This is a genomic window from Streptomyces sp. NBC_00075 (assembly GCF_045041225.1).
Classification (GTDB): domain Bacteria; phylum Actinomycetota; class Actinomycetes; order Streptomycetales; family Streptomycetaceae; genus Streptomyces; species Streptomyces adonidis.
The window spans coordinates 3,114,026-3,132,269 of record NZ_CP108243.1; the positions used below are offsets into that span (position 1 = coordinate 3,114,026).

Annotated in this window: 19 protein-coding genes, 1 pseudogene and 1 riboswitch; of the genes and pseudogenes, 4 read left to right on the forward strand and 16 right to left on the reverse strand. The window is 70.1% G+C overall.

Translation table 11 applies throughout. The annotated features are described in order from the left end of the window. Positions 1–82 precede the first annotated feature (82 nt). The 3 genes from OG787_RS13170 to OG787_RS13180 form a co-directional block, all read right to left on the reverse strand. Complete coding sequence (locus OG787_RS13170) at positions 83–886, reverse strand: enhanced serine sensitivity protein SseB C-terminal domain-containing protein (RefSeq protein WP_235479879.1); 804 nt, start codon at positions 884–886, stop codon at positions 83–85. Between the two features lie 173 nt (positions 887–1,059). Beyond that, positions 1,060–1,860: an enhanced serine sensitivity protein SseB gene (locus OG787_RS13175; protein WP_405535306.1), complete on the reverse strand. Its 801-nt coding sequence runs from the start codon at positions 1,858–1,860 to the stop codon at positions 1,060–1,062. Positions 1,861–1,942: 82 nt separating this feature from the next. After that, positions 1,943–2,629, reverse strand: a complete 687-nt coding sequence (locus OG787_RS13180; protein WP_405540476.1) for an AAA family ATPase — start codon at positions 2,627–2,629, stop codon at positions 1,943–1,945. Between the two features lie 213 nt (positions 2,630–2,842). Then, a riboswitch (glycine riboswitch) is annotated at positions 2,843–2,943 on the forward strand. Between the two features lie 148 nt (positions 2,944–3,091). Here OG787_RS13180 and gcvT point away from each other — a divergent pair. The 4 genes from gcvT (at position 3,092) to OG787_RS13200 (ending at position 7,451) form a co-directional block, all read left to right on the forward strand. Then, positions 3,092–4,213 carry a glycine cleavage system aminomethyltransferase GcvT gene (gene gcvT, locus OG787_RS13185; RefSeq protein ID WP_405535307.1) on the forward strand — a complete coding sequence of 374 codons (1,122 nt, stop codon included), beginning with the start codon at positions 3,092–3,094 and terminating at the stop codon, positions 4,211–4,213. Between the two features lie 110 nt (positions 4,214–4,323). Further along, complete coding sequence (gcvH, locus tag OG787_RS13190) at positions 4,324–4,701, forward strand: glycine cleavage system protein GcvH (protein WP_369032411.1); 378 nt, start codon at positions 4,324–4,326, stop codon at positions 4,699–4,701. A 30-nt stretch (positions 4,702–4,731) separates the two neighbouring features. Next, the gene (gene glyA, locus OG787_RS13195) at positions 4,732–5,994 is read left to right on the forward strand and encodes a serine hydroxymethyltransferase (protein ID WP_369032412.1); all 1,263 of its coding nucleotides are present in this window, start codon (positions 4,732–4,734) and stop codon (positions 5,992–5,994) included. An 89-nt stretch (positions 5,995–6,083) separates the two neighbouring features. Beyond that, the gene (locus OG787_RS13200; RefSeq protein WP_405535309.1) at positions 6,084–7,451 is read left to right on the forward strand and encodes an L-serine ammonia-lyase; all 1,368 of its coding nucleotides are present in this window, start codon (positions 6,084–6,086) and stop codon (positions 7,449–7,451) included. 167 nt (positions 7,452–7,618) lie between these two features. Here OG787_RS13200 and OG787_RS13205 read toward each other — a convergent pair whose 3' ends face one another. The 13 genes and pseudogenes from OG787_RS13205 to OG787_RS13265 form a co-directional block, all read right to left on the reverse strand. Next, a complete protein-coding gene (locus OG787_RS13205; RefSeq protein WP_369032414.1) occupies positions 7,619–9,061 on the reverse strand; it encodes a peptide MFS transporter in 1,443 nt (480 codons plus the stop codon). Positions 9,062–9,166: 105 nt separating this feature from the next. Next, on the reverse strand, positions 9,167–9,475 hold the full coding sequence (locus OG787_RS13210; protein ID WP_369032415.1) for an antibiotic biosynthesis monooxygenase: 309 nt from the start codon (positions 9,473–9,475) through the stop codon (positions 9,167–9,169). Then, positions 9,472–9,795 (reverse strand): antibiotic biosynthesis monooxygenase, encoded by a 324-nt coding sequence (locus OG787_RS13215; RefSeq protein ID WP_369032416.1) that lies wholly within the window; start codon positions 9,793–9,795, stop codon positions 9,472–9,474. The genes OG787_RS13210 and OG787_RS13215 overlap by 4 nt, the downstream gene beginning before the upstream one ends. A gap of 2 nt (positions 9,796–9,797) precedes the next feature. Then, positions 9,798–10,547, reverse strand: coding sequence for an SDR family NAD(P)-dependent oxidoreductase (locus OG787_RS13220; RefSeq protein ID WP_369032417.1), 750 nt, complete (start codon positions 10,545–10,547; stop codon positions 9,798–9,800). A gap of 32 nt (positions 10,548–10,579) precedes the next feature. Continuing rightward, on the reverse strand, positions 10,580–11,317 hold the full coding sequence (locus tag OG787_RS13225) for an SDR family NAD(P)-dependent oxidoreductase (protein ID WP_405540478.1): 738 nt from the start codon (positions 11,315–11,317) through the stop codon (positions 10,580–10,582). A gap of 9 nt (positions 11,318–11,326) precedes the next feature. After that, positions 11,327–11,788 (reverse strand): annotated as a pseudogene (locus OG787_RS13230) (SRPBCC family protein); the annotation flags it as partial. A 61-nt stretch (positions 11,789–11,849) separates the two neighbouring features. After that, positions 11,850–13,112 carry a ketosynthase chain-length factor gene (locus OG787_RS13235; RefSeq protein WP_369032418.1) on the reverse strand — a complete coding sequence of 421 codons (1,263 nt, stop codon included), beginning with the start codon at positions 13,110–13,112 and terminating at the stop codon, positions 11,850–11,852. Continuing rightward, positions 13,109–14,389 (reverse strand): beta-ketoacyl synthase, encoded by a 1,281-nt coding sequence (locus OG787_RS13240; protein WP_369032419.1) that lies wholly within the window; start codon positions 14,387–14,389, stop codon positions 13,109–13,111. The genes OG787_RS13235 and OG787_RS13240 overlap by 4 nt, the downstream gene beginning before the upstream one ends. After that, entirely contained in the window at positions 14,386–14,820 is a 435-nt protein-coding gene (locus OG787_RS13245; RefSeq protein WP_369032420.1) for a cupin domain-containing protein, read from the reverse strand. Before OG787_RS13245 ends, OG787_RS13240 begins: the two co-directional genes overlap by 4 nt. Beyond that, positions 14,817–15,188, reverse strand: a complete 372-nt coding sequence (locus OG787_RS13250) for a TcmI family type II polyketide cyclase (RefSeq protein ID WP_369032421.1) — start codon at positions 15,186–15,188, stop codon at positions 14,817–14,819. Before OG787_RS13250 ends, OG787_RS13245 begins: the two co-directional genes overlap by 4 nt. Before the next feature lie 92 nt (positions 15,189–15,280). Then, complete coding sequence (asnB, locus tag OG787_RS13255; protein ID WP_369032422.1) at positions 15,281–17,158, reverse strand: asparagine synthase (glutamine-hydrolyzing); 1,878 nt, start codon at positions 17,156–17,158, stop codon at positions 15,281–15,283. Further along, positions 17,155–17,688: a hypothetical protein gene (locus tag OG787_RS13260; RefSeq protein ID WP_369032423.1), complete on the reverse strand. Its 534-nt coding sequence runs from the start codon at positions 17,686–17,688 to the stop codon at positions 17,155–17,157. The genes asnB and OG787_RS13260 overlap by 4 nt, the downstream gene beginning before the upstream one ends. Next, positions 17,685–18,137, reverse strand: coding sequence for a DUF1772 domain-containing protein (locus tag OG787_RS13265; protein WP_369032424.1), 453 nt, complete (start codon positions 18,135–18,137; stop codon positions 17,685–17,687). The genes OG787_RS13260 and OG787_RS13265 overlap by 4 nt, the downstream gene beginning before the upstream one ends. Positions 18,138–18,244 lie beyond the last annotated feature (107 nt).

The following is an 18,244-nucleotide window of genomic DNA, read 5'->3' on the forward strand; positions in this document are numbered from 1 at the left end:
CGGCTGCTATTGCGACGATCCGTCGCTATCTACGCGCGAAGACCGTGGTGCGCGGAATCGCCCCGTCCGCGTGATGATCCGCTCAGTAACGACCCCGCGCGGGCGGATACCCGTACCCCGCGGCCGGAGCCTGGGGCGGCGCGGCGATCGCGTGGGCCTCGCGGTCGTAGAACGGGCGGGCGTTGACCCGCAGCCACATCACGACCGGGTCCTGCTCGTCCGACATCGCGACCGTCGACACCGGCAGCCCGTCGGGGACCGCCCCGATCGACTGCTGCATCATCGCGCGCACCGAGTCCACGGCCGGGGGCGAGGTGTCGTACACATCGAGGCCGATGGCCAGATACGGCGCCCCGAGCGCCGGCTGCACCCAGGCGCGGCGCAGGGAGCGGACGGCCGGGGTGCGGTGGGCGTTCTGCGAGAGGAGGGCGTAGAACTGCGGGATCTCGATGCCGGGTTCGGCGAGGCGCAGAGGCCCGGCGGGCTGGCGTTCCAGGCCCGTCGCGATGCGGCGCAGATCGAGCCAGGGGATGCCGACGCCGCCGCCCGGGGAGTGCGGGTTGAGCCACAGGCCGTACTGGTCCGGGTAGAGGGTGCGGGCCACGTCGAGGCCGTCGACCACCTCGTACGACCTGTTCCAGCCGCTGACCGACAGCTCCTGGGCGGAGGTCACGCAGGGGGCGTAGCCGTACCCCTCGACCTGCATGTTTCCGTACTGGGCGTCCGGGGAGCCGGCCTGGCCGTGCCAGAGCAGCATCCAGATCTGGCCGGAGGACGGGGTCGCGAGGGCGCGCAGGAGCGCCTCGTAGGCGTCGTAGCGCCCGGGCGTGACTTGGCGCAGCATGTGCTCGACCTGACCGGCCGCGGCCGTGCCCGACGCGCTCACCATTACCGCCCCTTCGTTTACCCCTACCGAGTTGTGCGTTTCTTAGCTTAAGCGGCGCCGCTGACATACACGGTCTGTGGAAGGCGCCCAAGAGCTCGGGACTTGCCGGCTTTCGGCGACTGCGGGCCGTCGTGGCTGGTCGCGCAGTTCCCCGCGCCCCTGAAGGGGCGCTTTCAGTGACCGTGTTGATAGAAGGGGCGGACCTTTGCCCTCAGCCAATCGGTCACCGGGTCCTGGGCCGCGTCCAGGAAGACCAGGTTCACCGGCCAGGGGGAGCCCACCCGGCCGAGTGCTCTTCCTACCGCGTCCATGGGGATTGTGCGGGCCACCGGGTCCCAGGGGGAGAGTTCTACGCCGATGAACATGACGGGGGCGGAGGTCTCGATGGTCGCCAGGCAGCGGCGGGCCGTTCGGACGACGCCTGTGCCGGCGAACTCCGTCGCCGCGGCGGTGAGGAAGTCGACCGGGTCCTCCTGCCAGTTCGGCTCGTAGAGGCGGACCCGGCCGCCGCCGGCGCCGTCGAGGACGGTGCGGCCGGAGCGGCAGAGTTCGGCGACGGCCGGCGGGGGCAGCGGGACGCCGACCACGCCGTCCGGGTTCATGGCGATGCCGACCTGGGGCGGGAGGCCCCGGGCGAACTCGACGGCGGGGGCCACGGTGTACGCCATGTGGCCGCCGACGACCTGCCGGAACTGCTCCTCCGAGCTGAAGACCGGCACGTACGCCTGGCCGCCGATGTCCATCGTGGGCAGGTCGAGGGGGCCGGAGTGGGGGCCGCCGCCGGACGGGAGGGGGACCCAGACGAAGCTGCGGCCGAGGACCTCGACGATCCGGGCGCCCGCGCCGGGGACGCCGAGGGAGGCCGAGAGCACCTCCTCCAGCTCGTTGCCGGGCCATCCGCCGTGCGAATGGGGGTGCGCCTGTGCGGGGAAACCCCCGGGAAAGTCCGGGGGGAAGTCCGCCGGGATGTCCATCTGCTGCCTACCGCCTGCTGTGAACCGCTGCCTTGAGTCTCTTAATGGGCAAAACCCTAACCGGCCCCGGCGAGGACGGCGCTCAGTCCGCGAAGTCGATCCTGCGCAGGGTGTCCGCCGCGTCCCGGTCGATGAGCACCGCCGAGCCGCAGCCCTCCGGCAGGTTCCCCTTCTCCACCGAGCGCAGCAGCCGCGAGGCGGCCTGACGGTGGCGCAGGAACGCGTACCGCGAGACGCCCCGGCCGCGTTCCCGCTGGCCCTCCAGGGCCTCGTCCGGGGTGACGTCGAGGAGGAGCAGGTGGAGGGTGCCGCCCCGGCGGCGGGCCTCGCGGGCCAGCCAGCCGCGCACCCAGGCCTGGGTGCCGCAGTCGTGCACGACGACCCCGGCGCCGGAGCGCAGGGTGCGGCGCAGTCCGGCGTAGTGGGCGAGGCGGACGAGGGGGCGGTAGACGGCGTAGGGGAGGAAGGAGGGCGTACGGGCGTCCCAGCGGTCGCGGGTGTTCTGGGAGTCGATGCCGGGGCCGCGCACCGCCCGGCGCATCAGCGTGGACTTGCCGCTGCCGGGCAGGCCGGTGACCACGACGAGGTCGCGGGCGGCGAAGGTGAGGCCGTGCGGGCTGTGGCCCGCGCGCTCCCGCAGATCGCGGATCACGGGTGCCGGGCGCGGGGCGCACGCCTCCCGGGCGGGGGCGGCGGGCTGCGTGGGCAGCGCGTCGGTCAGTGCGAGGGCTGAGGTCGTCGCGTACGCCGTGGTCCTGTTCACCGTGATCGTCCTCCCATGGGGTCGGGAAGTACCGTCCCCGTCGAGTGTAAAGAGAAGGTAATACGCGGTGTCTCTCGTTTGGGTCCGCTTACTGCAACAGGCCTGCTACAGGGCGGTATGTGCCGCTGTGGCGTGACTGTGTTCTCTCTGTGAAGGGTCCCCCTGCCGTGCCGAAGGAATGCGTGCGATGATGTGCCCGCCAACTGCATACCGGCCGCTTGAATCCGCGCGGGAGAGTTCCGGACACCTACGGGTGACCGGGCGCCGAAGGAGCAAGTCCCTCCCTTGAATCTCTCAGGCCCCGTTACCGCGCGGGCGAGGCACATCTGAAAAGCGGGCCGCCGGTCCTTCGACCAGCGGCTCCACCCACGGTGCAAGCCATGTCCTTCACGGTCATGGCGAACCTCTCAGGTTCCGATGACAGATGGGGAGGAACGACCTCGCCGTCATGCCCTGGGAGCACAACCGATGAGCAGTAGCCCCATTCCGCGTACGACCGCGCTCGATGCCCTGCATCGTTCGCTCGGCGCGACGATGACCGACTTCGCCGGCTGGGACATGCCCCTGCGGTACGGCTCCGAGCGCGACGAGCATCTGGCCGTGCGCACGAAGGCCGGCCTCTTCGACCTCTCCCACATGGGCGAGATCACCGTGACGGGGCCGGAGGCCGCCGCCCTCCTCGACTACGCGCTGGTCGGCAACATCGGGTCCGTCGCCGTGGGCCGCGCCCGCTACACGATGATCTGCCGGGCCGACGGCGGCATCCTCGACGACCTGATCGTCTACCGGCTGGCCGAGACCGAATACCTGGTGGTGGCCAACGCCGGCAACGCGCAGGTCGTCCTCGACGCCCTCGTCGAGCGGTCCGACAGCTTCGACGCGGTCGTCCGCGACGACCGGGACGCCTACGCGCTGATCGCCGTCCAGGGCCCCGAGTCCCCGGGGATCCTGAAGTCCCTCACCGACGCCGATCTCGACGGCCTGAAGTACTACGCGGGCCTGCCCGGCACGGTCGCCGGGGTCCCCGCCCTCATCGCGCGCACCGGATACACCGGCGAGGACGGCTTCGAGCTGTTCGTGGCGCCGGGCGACGCGGAGAAGGTGTGGCAGGCGCTGACCGACGCGGGTACGCCCGCCGGGCTCGTCCCCTGCGGACTGTCCTGCCGGGACACGCTCCGTCTGGAGGCGGGCATGCCGCTGTACGGACACGAGTTGACCACCTCCCTCACCCCCTTCGACGCCGGTCTCGGCCGGGTCGTCAAGTTCGAGAAGGCCGGCGACTTCGTGGGCCGCGCCGCCCTGCGCGAGGCCGCCGAGCGCGCCTCGTACGAGCCGCCGCGGGTCCTCGTCGGCCTGGTCGCCGAGGGCCGTCGTGTCCCGCGCGCGGGGTACGCGGTCGTCGCAAACGGTCGGGTGATCGGCGAGGTCACCTCGGGCGCCCCCTCCCCCACCCTCGGCAAGCCGATCGCTATGGCGTACGTCGACTCCACGCACGCTGCGCCGGGCACGGCGGGCGTGGGTGTGGACATCCGGGGCAGTCACGAGCCGTACGAGATCGTGGCGCTGCCGTTCTACAAGCGGCAGAAGTAGCCCGGGTTTCACTCAGGCGTCGTCAGCGACCCGTGTCATGGCTGCTCACGGGCAGTCCCCTGTAGTACCCCATGCATGACCAGTCCCCCGCGTACAGGAGAATTCAGGCCATGAGCAACCCCCAGCAGCTGCGCTACAGCAAGGAGCACGAGTGGCTGTCGGGCGCCGAGGACGGCGTCTCGACGGTCGGTATCACCGAGCACGCGGCCAACGCGCTCGGCGATGTCGTGTACGTCCAGCTTCCCGAGGTAGGTGCCACGGTGACCGCGGGCGAGACCTGCGGTGAGCTGGAGTCGACCAAGTCCGTCAGCGATCTGTACTCCCCGGTCTCCGGTGAGGTCACCGAGGTCAACGAGGACGTCTCCAACGACCCGTCGCTGGTGAACTCCGCCCCGTTCGAAGGCGGTTGGCTCTTCAAGGTGCGCGTCGCGGAGGAGCCGGGCGACCTGCTCTCCGCGGACGAGTACACCGCGTTCTCCGGCAGCTGAGATCCCCAGGCGTAAGGACGTATTGCCCCCATGTCGCTTCTCAACACTCCCCTGCACGAGCTGGACCCGGAGGTCGCCGCCGCCGTCGACGCCGAGCTGAACCGGCAGCAGTCCACCCTGGAGATGATCGCCTCGGAGAACTTCGCCCCGGTCGCGGTCATGGAGGCCCAGGGCTCGGTCCTCACCAACAAGTACGCCGAGGGCTACCCGGGCCGCCGCTACTACGGCGGCTGCGAGCACGTCGACGTCGCCGAGCAGATCGCGATCGACCGGGTCAAGGAGCTGTTCGGCGCCGAGTACGCCAACGTCCAGCCGCACTCGGGTGCCTCCGCCAACCAGGCCGCGCTGTTCGCGCTGGCCCAGCCCGGCGACACCATCCTCGGCCTCGACCTGGCGCACGGCGGCCACCTCACCCACGGGATGCGGCTGAACTTCTCCGGCAAGCAGTTCGATGTGGTCGCCTACCACGTGGACGAGGCCGGTCTGGTCGACATGGCCGAGCTGGAGCAGCTCGCCAAGGAGCACCGGCCGAAGGTGATCATCGCGGGCTGGTCGGCGTACCCGAGGCAGCTGGACTTCGCGGAGTTCCGCCGTATCGCGGACGAGGTGGGCGCGTACCTCTGGGTCGACATGGCGCACTTCGCCGGTCTGGTCGCGGCGGGCCTGCACCCGAACCCGGTGCCGTACGCGGACGTCGTCACCTCGACGACGCACAAGACGCTGGGCGGCCCGCGCGGCGGGATCATCCTGGCGAAGCAGGAGTTCGCGAAGAAGCTGAACTCGTCCGTCTTCCCGGGCTTCCAGGGCGGTCCCCTGGAGCACGTGATCGCGGCGAAGGCGGTGTCCTTCAAGGTCGCCGCTTCGGACGACTTCAAGGAGCGCCAGCGGCGTACGGTGGAGGGCGCGCAGCTACTCGCCGAGCGCCTCGTGCGTGCGGACGTCACGGAGCACGGCGTGTCCGTCCTCTCCGGCGGTACGGACGTCCACCTGGTCCTCGTCGACCTGCGCAACTCCGAGCTGGACGGCAAGCAGGCGGAGGACCGTCTCCACGAGGTCGGCATCACCGTCAACCGGAACGCGATCCCGAACGACCCGCGTCCCCCGATGGTCACCTCGGGCCTGCGGATCGGCACGCCGGCCCTGGCGACCCGCGGTTTCACGGCCGAGGACTTCACGGAGGTCGCCGACGTCATCGCGGAGACCCTGAAGCCGTCCTACGACGCTGAAGCTCTGAAGGCCCGTGTGAAGGCGCTGGCCGACAAGCACCCGCTGTACCCCGGTCTGACCAAGTAGTACCCCTGGAGCGAGTGGGCTCCGCCGCGGCCACGATCCGTGTCCGTGTCTCTGTGCGGAGCCCACCGCCCCCGTTCTGAGGAGTCACCGTGGCCGTTTCGGTCTTCGACCTGTTCTCGATCGGTATCGGCCCGTCCAGCTCCCACACGGTCGGCCCCATGCGCGCGGCCCGGCTGTTCGCCCGCCGGCTGCGCAACGAGGAGGTCCTCGGGGCGGTGGCGTCGGTCCGGGCGGAGCTGTACGGCTCGCTCGGCGCGACCGGCCACGGCCACGGCACGCCCAAGGCGGTGCTGCTCGGCCTGGAGGGCGCCTCGCCGCGCACGGTGGACGTGGAGGGCGCGGACGTACGGGTGGAGCAGATCAAGGAGTCGGGCCGGCTCCGGCTCCTCGACGACCACGAGATCGCCTTCTCCTTCGACGACGACCTCGTCCTGCACCGCCGTAAGACACTCCCCTACCACGCGAACGGCATGACCCTGTGGGCGTACGACGCCTCGGGGGCCGAGCTGCTCTCGAAGACGTACTACTCGGTGGGCGGCGGATTCGTCGTCGACGAGGACGCCGTGGGCGCGGACCGGATCAAGCTCGACGACACCCCGCTGAAGTACCCCTTCCGCACGGGCGACGAACTGCTGCGCCTGGCGAAGGAAACAGGCCTGTCGATCTCCGCGCTGATGCTGGAGAACGAGCGGGCCTGGCGCACCGAGGACGAGATCCGCTCCGGGCTCCTTGACATCTGGCGGGTGATGCAGGCGTGCGTGTCCCGCGGTATGTCCCGCGAGGGCATCCTGCCGGGCGGGCTCCGGGTGCGCCGCCGCGCGGCCATGTCGGCACGTCAACTCCGGGCGGAGGGCGAGCCGTTGGCCCGCGCGATGGAGTGGATCACGCTGTACGCGATGGCGGTGAACGAGGAGAACGCGGCGGGCGGCCGGGTCGTGACGGCCCCGACGAACGGCGCCGCGGGCATCATCCCGGCGGTCCTGCACTACTACATCAACTTCGTGCCGGGCGCCGACGAGGACGGCGTGGTCCGCTTCATGCTGGCCGCGGGCGCGATCGGCATGCTGTTCAAGGAGAACGCGTCCATCTCCGGCGCGGAGGTCGGCTGCCAGGGCGAGGTCGGCTCGGCCTGCTCGATGGCGGCGGGCGCGCTGGCGGAAGTGCTGGGCGGGAGTCCGGAACAGGTCGAGAACGCGGCCGAGATCGGCATGGAACACAACCTCGGCCTGACCTGCGACCCGGTCGGCGGCCTGGTCCAGATCCCGTGCATCGAACGCAACGGCATGGCCGCGGTGAAGGCGGTCACGGCGGCGCGGATGGCGATGCGGGGGGACGGCTCGCACAAGGTGTCCCTGGACAAGGTCATCAAGACGATGAAGGAGACGGGGGCCGACATGAGCGTCAAGTACAAGGAGACGGCTCGGGGTGGGTTGGCTGTGAACATCATCGAGTGCTGAGGGGGTGGGCCCTGACCATTCGGCTGATCACGTCGCCGAAGGAGAGCGGGTCCCGGCCCGCGCCCCGAGGACGGCGAGGTGCGGCTGCATCGCGCACGGACACGTCGGAGCAACAAGCGAGATCTGTCGGGCGCTCGGCGCTCCGCACCCGTACGGCGGGGAGGACGTCAGGCCGGCAGGTGCGGACGCAGACTGCGGGCCACGGCTGCCACAGTGGCACCGATCGTGAGCACAGCAGTGCCCATCAGCAGGAAGTAGGCCGGCAGCGGGAGCACCGCAGTCAACCGGTAGAGCTGGCCGCCCAGCACCACACCAACTGCGGCGAACATGCCGTTGAGGGCGAGGAAGCGGTTGGTGAAACCGGGAGGGGCGACTGCTGCAGTGAGCGCGAGGCCGGCCGGGGCCAAGACGATCTCGCCGAGGGAGTAGAGCAGATAGACAACAGTCAGCCAGGCCATGGAGACCGGGCGCTCCTGGGCCAGCAGGGCGGCTCCGGCCATGACGACGAAGCTCAGACCGGCCACGCCCAGCGCGCCCGCGACCTTCGTGGTCACCGCACCGCGCAGCCGCGCCACGAAGGGGGCCAGCAGCAGCACGAACAGCGGGTGCACCGACTGCATCCAACTCGCCGGAACGTCGAAGCCGAGAACGACGCGGTCGGTGTGGCGCTCCGCGAAGAGGGAGAGTGCCGAACCGCTCTGGGCAAAGATCATCCAGAAGGCCGCCGACGCACCCATGACAGCGGTGAACGCGGAAAGCCGCTTGCCGTCGATGGATGTACGGCGGCTCAGCGTCCGCAGATAGAGGAACGGCAGAGCCACGGTCGCCAGCCCCAACAGCGCCAGCACCGCGGTGAGCGGCAGCGCGCCGAGTGAGACCGCGGTGACGGCGGCTGTGGCGACCGCAAGGATGATGCCTGCTCGCCGGGCCGCCGTACGGGCCTCCTCACACGAGATCGGACGCGTCGGGCCTCGGCCGACCCGTTCGAAAGCGCGAATCCCGATGCCGAACTGGGCCAGGCCCGCTGCCATGCCGAAGGCGGCTGCGGCGAAGCCGAGGTGCCAAGCGACCTTCTCTGCCAGCAGTCCGGTGACGACGGGGGCAAGGAGCGCGGAGACCTGAATGCACATGTAGAAGCGGGAGAACGCCTCTTCCCGCTTCTCGGCACCACTGACGGCGGCGACCATCGCAGCCAGTGAAGGCTTGGACAGGCCGGTGCCGGCGACGATGAGTGAGAGTCCGGCACAGAGCGCGGGAGCGGAGGTGAGGGACAGGACGGCGTGTCCGGTAGCGATGAGTCCGCCGCCGAGAAGCACGGCCCGGCGCGCGCCGAGTACCTGGTCGGCGAGCCAGCCACCGGGTAGTCCGGCCAGGAAGTTCAAAGACATGTACGTGGCGAACACGGCGGTGGCGGTCTGCGAGGCCATGCCCATGCCGCCGTCGGCGGGGGCTGCGGTGAGGTAGAGGACCAGGATCGCGGCCATCCCGAAGAAGCTGAACCGTTCCCAGAGATCCACGCCGAGCAGCGTGATGAACGCGCGTCGGGCATCGGGAACGGGGGCGGCGCCGCTGTGGACCGGGGACTCGTACGTCCGGCTCGGGCTTTCCACGCTGTCTCCTTCGTGCGGCGCCGGTGTTCCGGAACGCGGGGCCGGGCACTCCGCGGGAGACGCTGGGCGTCTGCCGCGGAGTGCCCGGCACGGGTCGGTCTGGTCTCAGTAGGTGGCGAGGACCCTGTAGATCTCGAAGGGACGGGCCCGCTCGGTGTCGCGGAACTCGCGCAGTGGTGCCGTCTGGCCCTTGTGCTCCGGGCCGCTCTCCCACTTCTCGAAGGACTCCCAGGTGTCCCAGTGGCTGACCACGACATAGCTGTCGGGGCGGCCCAGCTCGTTCATCAGCTGGTTGCCCAGCAGACCCGGGGTGCCGGCCATGCGACGGCTGGTCTCGTGGTAGGCCGCCAGCACGTCCTCTCCCCTGGGGGACAGGTGGTAGAGCACCACTTCCACGGCGGGAGCGACGGTCATGCGGCCGTCCTGGAGAGGCTGGCGACGATGTTCATCGTCGCCATGGAGCCACCGCTGCGGTACGGGTGCAGCCTGGTGCGGTGCTGAAGGTGGGTGTCGCTGGTCTCGAACTGGCGGAACTGCGGTTCGTCGACCCAGTCGCTGATGATGTAGTAGATGTCGTCCTCGTCGACGGTCGTGCTCCTGGACAGCCACTGGCCGCGGTTGGCCGGGTGGTTGGTGACCGAGCCCCCGACCTCCTTCCACATCTGCTCGAAGTCGGCTTCCATGCCGGGCTTGATCTGCATGCGGAGCATGACCCGGAACGTTGCGTCGGACATGGTCAGATGCCCCCGTCCACGTTGAGGGTTTCACCCGTGACATAGGCCGACAGGTCGCTGAGCAGGAACAGGACCGGGGCGGCGAGCTCGTCGACCCGGCCCAGCCGCGCCAGGGCCGTCTTCTGTGCGTACATCGCGCGCAGGCCCTCGGCACGCTCGGCCGGCATGGTGTCGAAGGCCTCGGTCTCGATGACACCGGGGGCCACCACGTTGACCCGTATCCCTCTTCCGCCCAGTTCCTTGGCCAGCGAGCGGGTGAGGCCGATCATCGCCGCCTTGGCCGCGGTGTAGTGGGCACGCAGCGGAATGCCCGCGGCGGCACCGCGTGAACCGATGTTGACGACCGAAGCGCCCTCTCCCAGGAACGGCAGCGACTGCTGAATCACGCGGTAGGCAGCCGTCAGGTTGGTGTCCAGGACACGCGACCACTCGTCCGGAGGAAGCTCGGCAAAGGGTATGTGGCTGATGACACCGGCATTGTTGACAATGCCGTCGAGCTTTCCGTACTTCTCCTTGGCCCTCGCCACCAGGGCATCGACCTGTTCCAGGTCACCGATGTCCGCGCGTACGACCTCGTGGTCGCCGCCGGTCCCCTTCAGCTCGCGGCGCAGGCTCTCGACGTGCTCGCTGTCCTGCACGTAGCAGGTCAGTACATTGGCGCCGGCTCGGGCCGCGGCCAGCACGATGCCACGCCCGATGCCTCTGGAGCCGCCGGTGACCAGAAGATTCCTGCCCTGAATTGCGAGTTCCACGTGGTCTGTCCCTTCAGTGGTGCGACGGTGGCTCACACACAGCCGTCGACGTGGATGTTCTGTCCGGTGATGTAGGAGGACTGGTCGCTGATCAGGAACAGCACGACATCGGCTATCTCCTGGGGGGTGCCGAGGCGGCCGAGGGCGGCGAACTTCGAGAAGGTCGCACGCTGCTGGGCGGCCGCCTGGGGCGGCAGCTCGTCGAGCGCCTCGGTGGCGATCCGGCCGGGTGAGATCGTGTTGACCCGGATGCCCTGCGGGCCCAGTTCGCGTGCCAGGGAACGGGTCAGGCCGACCAGGGCCTGCTTGACCGCGGTGTAGTGGGCGCCGCCGGCCATGCCGATACGAGCCACCGTGGAGCCGAGGTTGACGATCGAGGCGCCCTTGCCGAGCAGCGGTAGCACGGCCTGTGTGACCTGGTGGGGGCCGGTGAGGTTCGACTGAAGCGCCGTGGCCCACGCCGCGTCCGTCAGCTCCGCGTAGGGCGTCGGCGCGAAGTCGCCGGCGTTGTTCACCACCGCGTCGAGGCCGCCGAGCAGCTTCCCGGCCTGCTCCGCCAGCAGTCGGGCGCCGGACGCCTCGCTCGCGTCCGCCCGCAGCACGTGCTGGGTGCCGGGGAGCGGAGCGAGTTCCTTGGTCAGCGACGTGACGTAGTCGTTCTCCCGGCGGTAGCAGGTGACCACGTGGGCACCGGCGCGAGCGGCAGCGAGCACGATGCCGCGCCCGATGCCGCGGGAGCCGCCGGTGACCAGAATCCGCTTGCCCGCCAGGTCCGCGAAAGGTGTGCGCTGCGCACGGGCGGCCGCCTCGATCCCGGCCTTGATGACCTCCAGCTGGACCAGGCTGTTGCGGTTGATCCGGTCGGTCATGCCCTTGTCGTCGAGCGGAGCCCCGTCCTTCATGTGGAAGTCCTGGGTCCACTGCATCCGAACGCCCTCGTCGGTCTGGGTGTACTCCCAGTGGATGTTCATGTATTCGAAGGGGCCGGTCTCGACACGGTGGGCACGGACGGTGCGGGTCGCCGCGTCGGTGGTGCGCCGAGAGACCCAGCTCCACACCTTGCCGTTCTCGTCCGGGTGCAGGGCGAGCCGGAAGGTGACGGTGGGGCCGTCCTGCTCCAGGATTTCGGCGACGGAGTACTCGCTGAACAGCTCGGTCCAGGACGCCACGTCGTTCGTGCGCTCCCAGACGAGGTCCATCGGGGCGTCGATGACGACGGAGTTGCGGGTGTGACCTGCCATCAGACTCGGGCCTCCTCGGTGCGTTCGCTCATGACTTCCTGCCTTTTCGTGTTCGGACGGGTCACTTGGTGTGGTCGGTGCGGTTGCCCGCGTCCACGACCAGGGCGGAGGTGAATCCGCCGTGGCCGCGGGCGAGAACCACGGCAGTGCGGGCAGCGGTCTGCCGCGGGCTGCCGACAACCAGGTCGAGGCCCAGGCCGGGGGCGGGGCGATCGATGCCGGGGGTGTGCGGGATCACGCCGGCGCTCAGGCTGAGCAGGGCAGTCGCCACGTCCAGGGGTGCCCCGCCCGCGTACAGCCGGCCGGTGAGGGCTTTGGGCGCGGTCACGGGCACCTGTCCGGCGCCGAACACCTCGTTGATCGCGGCGGCTTCGGCGTGGTCCAGGTCCGGCGTGCCTGCGGCGTCGGCGAAGACGGCGTCGATGGAGTCCGCGGTGATCCCGGCGTCTTCGACAGCCCGGCGGATTACGGAGGCCAGGACGAGCGGGCGGCCGGTGCCGGGCAGCGGGTCGAACCCGGCGGCGTAGCCGAGTATCCGGCCGTAGTGCTGGGCGCCTCGCTCACGGGCGCCCTCCTCCGTCTCGACGACCAGCATGGCTCCGCCCTCGCCGGGTGCGTAGCCGCTGGCGGCTTCGTCGAACGGCAGGTAGGCGCGCGCCGGGTCGTCCACCGTGGACAGGGCGCCGGTGGACAACTGGGCCGTCAGACCGTAGGGGCACAGTGAAGCGTCCGTGCCGCCGCTCAGGACCAGCCGGGAGCCGGTGTCCAGCAGCCGCCGGGACTGGCCCAGCGCGTCCAGCCCGCCGGCTTGTTCGGCGCACACGACTCCGCAGGGTCCGCGCATGCCGTGGCGGATGGAGATCTGGCCGGTGGTGGCGGCGTAGAACCAGGCGATGGACTGGTAAGCGCCGACCCAGGCCGGGCCCTGCTGGTAGAGCTGCTCCATCTCGTGCTGGCCGAACTCGGTGCCGCCGGAGGAGCTCGCGGTGACCACGGCCATTTCGTACTCGGGCAGCTGCTGCGGGTCGGCGTCCGCGTCGGCGAGGGCCGCCTCGGCCGCGGCCAGGGCGAAGTGGGTGAACCGGTCGGTCCGGTCGATCAGGCCCTTGGGTACCTGCTCGTCAGCCGCGAAGCCGGGCACTTCTCCGGCCACCTTGACCGGATAGTCGGCCGGGTCGAAGCGGGTGATGCGGCCGAGGCCGCTCTTGCCGGCCAGCACCGACTCCCAGTGCCGGCGGACCCCGATTCCGGTGGGGGCGACCACTCCGAGTCCGGTGACGACCGCCGGGCGCCGGCGTCCTTCGGGTATGCCGAGGGCGCTCATGCCGCAGCCTTCTTCCGGCTTCCTGGGCGGCTGAGGATCATGGCGCTCTGGAAGCCGCCGAATCCGCTGCCGACGCTCAGTACGTGGTCCATGCGGTGCTCCCGGGCGGCGACCGGCACGTAGTCGAGATCGCACTGGGGGTCGGGAATCGTGAGGTTCGCCGTCGGCGGCACCACTTGGTGGCGCAGGGCCAGTGCGCAGGCGGCTACCTCCAGGGCGCCGATCGCTCCCAGGGAGTGCCCGATCATCGACTTGATGGAGCTGACCGGGATCTCATGAGCGCGTTGTCCCAGGCTCCGTTTGAAGGCGGCCGTCTCGTGCCGGTCGTTCTGCTTGGTGCCGGAACCGTGCGCGTTGATGTAGTCGATGTCGCGCGGATCGAGCTTTGCGCGGCGCAGGGCGATCCTGATGGCTTCGGCCATCTCACGGCCGTCGGGCTTGAGTCCGGTCATGTGGAAGGCGTTGGAGCGGTTGGCGAAACCGACCACCTCGGCGTAGACGGTGGCGCCGCGCCGACGCGCCGACTCGGCGTCCTCGATCACCATGACGGCGGAGCCCTCGCCCAGGACGAAGCCGTCGCGGCGGCCGTCAAAGGGGCGGGACGCTGTGCCCGGGTCGTGGTCGGCGTTCGGTGTCGTGGCCTTGATCGCGTCGAAGCAGGCGGAGGTGATGGGCGACAGCGGGGCATCGGTGGCGCCCGCGACGACGATGTCGGCGGCTCCTTCCTCGATGAGCTGGACGCCGTGGGCGATGGCGTCGAGGCCGGAGGTGCAGCCGGTGGAGATCAGTGCGACGGGACCTTCTGCCCGGGCCCGCCAGGCGACTTCGGCCGCCAGTGTGCTGGGGACCATGTAGCCGTACAGGTGCGGGACGCCGTAGGTGTGGTCGACGAGCCAGCTCTTGCCGCCGTCCGACAGGACCGCGTATTCGTCTTCCAGGCCGGTGGTGCAGCCGACGGCGCTGCCGATGCTGACCGCGGTCCGGCCGGGGTCGCCTGCTGCGATGTCGATGCCGCTGTCCTCGATCGCCTCCTGGGTCGCGACGACGGCGAACTGGGCGGCTCTGTCCATCCGGCGTACTTCCTGGGGGCTCAGGCCGGCGGCCACCGGGTCGAAGTCGCACTCGGCGGCGACCTGGGAGCGGAACTTCGACGCGTCGAACAGGGTGATCTGCCGGGTGGCTGTGCGGCCGTGCGTGAGCAGTTCCCAGTAGGCGTCCCGGCCGATGCCGCCGGGAGCGACGGCGCCGACCCCGGTGATGACGGCGCGACGGCTCATCGAGGTCCTCCGACGTCCGGGTTGCTGCCGTTCTCGACGAGCGGGGCTTCGGTATCGACGTGGCCGAGTTCCGGGCGAGGCGCGAGCGGTGACAGGTGGAAGACCACCTGGGCCGGTTCCAGACCGGTGTTGACCAGACGATGGCGCATGTTGATCGGGACCAGTAGCGAGTCGCCGGGGCCGATGACGACGGGCTCACCGTTGAGGGTGATCTCCAGCTCGCCGGTGACGACGTGCAGGAACTCCTCCGAATACGGGTGGAAATGCTCGGTGACGTACTCGCCCGGGGCCAGCCGTAGCGTGCCACCGAAGCCCGAGGTGCAGCCGACCGTGCGCGGGCTGAGGGTGATCCGGATGTCGCCGCCGCGCTTGCGGTTGGGGACGACCTCTTCCAGGTTGACCTTGGTGGGGGTGGTCGCTGCGGTCGTCATCGGTCACCGCCCAGGTTCGGGGTGGACGGCTGGGTGACGAAGGGGCCGCTGTCGGGCGTCCATGAGTAGAACGGAACGGCCATCGCGTCGCGCGGCTCGCGCCAGTTGGGGTCGTAGGGGGAGATGAATTCCTGTAGCCGGGTGTTGACGTCGTTGTACAGCGGGTGGCTGCGCGCCTTGTAGAGGTTCGGGCCGATGTCCTGCTCCGCCTCTACGAGGTGGAAGTACAGGTCGTGGAAGGCGAACAGGGTTCGCCTGGAGACGCCCACCATGTGTGGCAGGTCGGTGCTGTCCGAGTCCGCGAAGACCTGGCCGATGCCTTCGGCGTCGGCCAGGTTCATCCTGGCCACGATCAGTGTGCGGTGCACGTTGCCCTCCTGGCTTCTTCGGTCGTTGCTCCACCCTCGTGGGTGGTTCTCAAAGCTGTCTTGAAGCGGCCTGGACCGGCGGCCCGGCGACGTCAGAGCCGCAGGTCGATCCGGTATTCGGTCAGCCAGGTCTCCAGCTGAAGCACCATTTCCATGCTGGCCCGCTCGACCCAGGCGAAAGCACCCTGCGGGGAACCGTCGGCGGTCAGCGCCTCGGCGGAGGTGGTGGCGTCGAGCAGCCCGGCGACGGCGGCGCCGCGGTTGGTGGCCAGCTCGGTGAAGCGGCGACGCACGAAGTCTCCGTAGGCGGCTTCCTGGGTGGTGGGGTAGGCGCTCTTCTTGCGGTGCAGGACGGCTTCGGGCAGCAGGTCGGCAACCGCGGAACGCAGCAGGCTCTTCTCGACGCCGTCGACCCGCTTCATGGCAGCCGGCACGTTGTAGACGTACTCGACGAGCGCCCGGTCGCAGAAAGGCGGCCGTAGTTGCACGCCGTGAGCCATGCTCATGCGGTCGGCGCGGTCGAGATGGGTTGGCGCCCAGCGGGTCAGGGCGAGGTAGGTGACCTCGCGGGCCCGGCGTTCGGCGGGGGTGTCCCCGTCGATGTGCGGGACCTCGGTGAGGGCGTCGCGGTAGTGCTGGTCCGCGTAACCGAGGAAGTCCAGTTCCTTGCGCAGCTGTCGGTCGATCATGGAGGTGCCCAGTCCGCCCGCTGCGGCGTCGTGACCTCGTTCGAAGGAGACCCAGGGGAAGGTCTGCGAGTTGCTGTGCTTCGGGTCGTACGCCCAGAAGTAGCCGTTGAAGACCTCATCCGCGGTCTCGCCGGAGAGCACGGCGGTGAATCCTGCCTTGCGGAGCCGGGCGAAGAACTGGATGAGGGAGACGTCCATGTCACCGAGCGGCGAGGGAGCGTCCTGGCTGCGCAGGGCGGCGGCGTGCACCTCGGGGTCGGTGAGGGCGGCCGTGTCGAGCAGGATTTCGGAGTGTCGAGAGCCGATGTGCTGCGAGGCGAGTGCCGCGAACGGCGCGTCGGGCGTGGAACGCATCGTGGGGTGGGGCTCGAAGTTCTCGGTGTAGCCGGTGAAGTTGACCGAGAAGCTGCGCAGCGGGCCGGCGCCGTCGGCGGCAAGGCCCCGGTGGGCCAGGGCGGTCAGGGCGCTGGAATCGATGCCGCCGGAAAGCATGGCGCCCACGGGGACGTCGGCACGCAGGTGGGAAGCGACAGCGTCCGCGAGCAGGCGGCGGACCGTGGTGATGGTGTCCTCAAGGCTGTCGGTGTGCTGCCGGGCGGGCAGCGACCAGTACCGCTGCTCCTGGTTGCCGGGGCGGCGGACGACGAGCGCGTGGCCGGGGACGACCTCGCGCATGCCCCGGAAGACGGCGGTGCCGGGCTTACGACTGTGTGCGAACAGCTCGCGCAGGCCGTCGGCGTCGACGACCGGCTTGACGTCGGGGTGGGCGAGGATCGCCTTGGGTTCGGAACCGAACAGGACTCCGTCGGGAGTCGGGTAATAGCTGAGTGGCTTGACACCGAGGCGGTCGCGGGCCAGCAGCAGTTCCTGGTTGCGTACGTCCCACACGGCGATCGCGAAGTGGCCCTCGAGACGCGTGAGAAAACCGGCTCCCCATTCCAGGTAGGCGTGCAGGGCGGTCTCGCCATCGCCGCTGCCGGTGAACCGGTGGCCCTTCGTGGCCAGTTCGCCTCGCAGCTCGGTGTGGTTGGTGAGGGCTCCGTCGAGGGTGAGGACGGCGACTGCGGCGTCGCCTTCGGTGGTGTGGACAGCCGGTTGCGCGCCGGTCTTCGTCACGTCGCGCAGGGCCAGCCGCCGGTGGGCGAGCGCGGCATGGCCCTCGACCCAGATGCCGCGGCCGTCGGGGCCGCGGTGGGCGAGGGCAGCCGCCATGGTCTCGACGGTCTCGGCCTCCTCGGACAGGTCCCGCTCGAAGTCGACCCAGCCGGCGATTGCGCTCATCGGGAGGTCCTCTCGTTGATGACGGATTCGGTGGTGGGGGTCACGGCCACCAGAGCGAGCGGGATGCCGGTGACGGCGGCCCGGAAGTCGGCCAGGGTGAGCGCGGCGGCGTCGGCGACGATGCCCAAGCGCCGCTGGGCGGCCTCGGCGCCGTAGCGTTCGTACAGGTCGTGGTATCCGCGGGCGGTCTGCTCAAGGTCGGTGACCAGTGCGAAGTGGGCAGGGGTGCGGCGGCCGCGCCAGGTGATCTCTCCGGATGCCCCGTCGGTGAAGTTGTGGCGCCAGGCGCTGCCGGTGGCGATGAACAGGGCGCCACCGATGCGGTGCACGCCCGCGGGCACAGTGTGCGCATGACCACTGCGCCGGCCCGTGAAGTGCAGCAGGGCGAGGTGTTCGGCGACCGGGCCCGGGTCGGGCCTGGTGAGGACCGCGATCATGCGGGCGTTGGCGGCGGCCCTTTCCTCGGCGCCGGGCAGGACCCGCGAGATGCCCGGACGCGCCGCGGCGTCCGCTTCGGTACCGGCGTTCATGAGAGCACCACCGCGGCGGCGGTCAGGGAGCAGCCGGTGATGGCGAAGCAGGTGCGCAGCAGGTGCCAGTCACGCCACTGGATACGTGGGTCCTCCCAGTCGGGTCCGAGGTCTTCGGGCCGCGTCTTCTTGACCCGGTTGTTGATGGGTACGTTCCGGGTCTGTGAGACGACTGCGACGCCGGCCATGGCCAGGGCGCCGACGATGAACAGCACGCGTGGCCCGGTCTCGTCGGCGCCGACGGCGAAGGCCGCGTCGATGACGACGGAGCCGCTCACGATGAACGGCATGATGCGGTCGTACCGCTTGCCGAGCAGCTTGTGGGTGTCGACGTAGCGGTCGGGCGGCATCGCGATCAGGGCAGGCATGACGCTGACCGCCACGGCGAACAGCACTCCCGCCACCAAGCCGGTGCCCAGTAGCACCAGCACACTCAGGGTTTCCACCACGTCCCTGGTCCTCCCGTCCAGCAGGGTTCAGCAGCGCTATGAAGGTTTCAGCCGTACCTCGCGTGCCGCTCGAAGCGGTCTGGACGGGCCGGGCCGTTCGAAGGCTG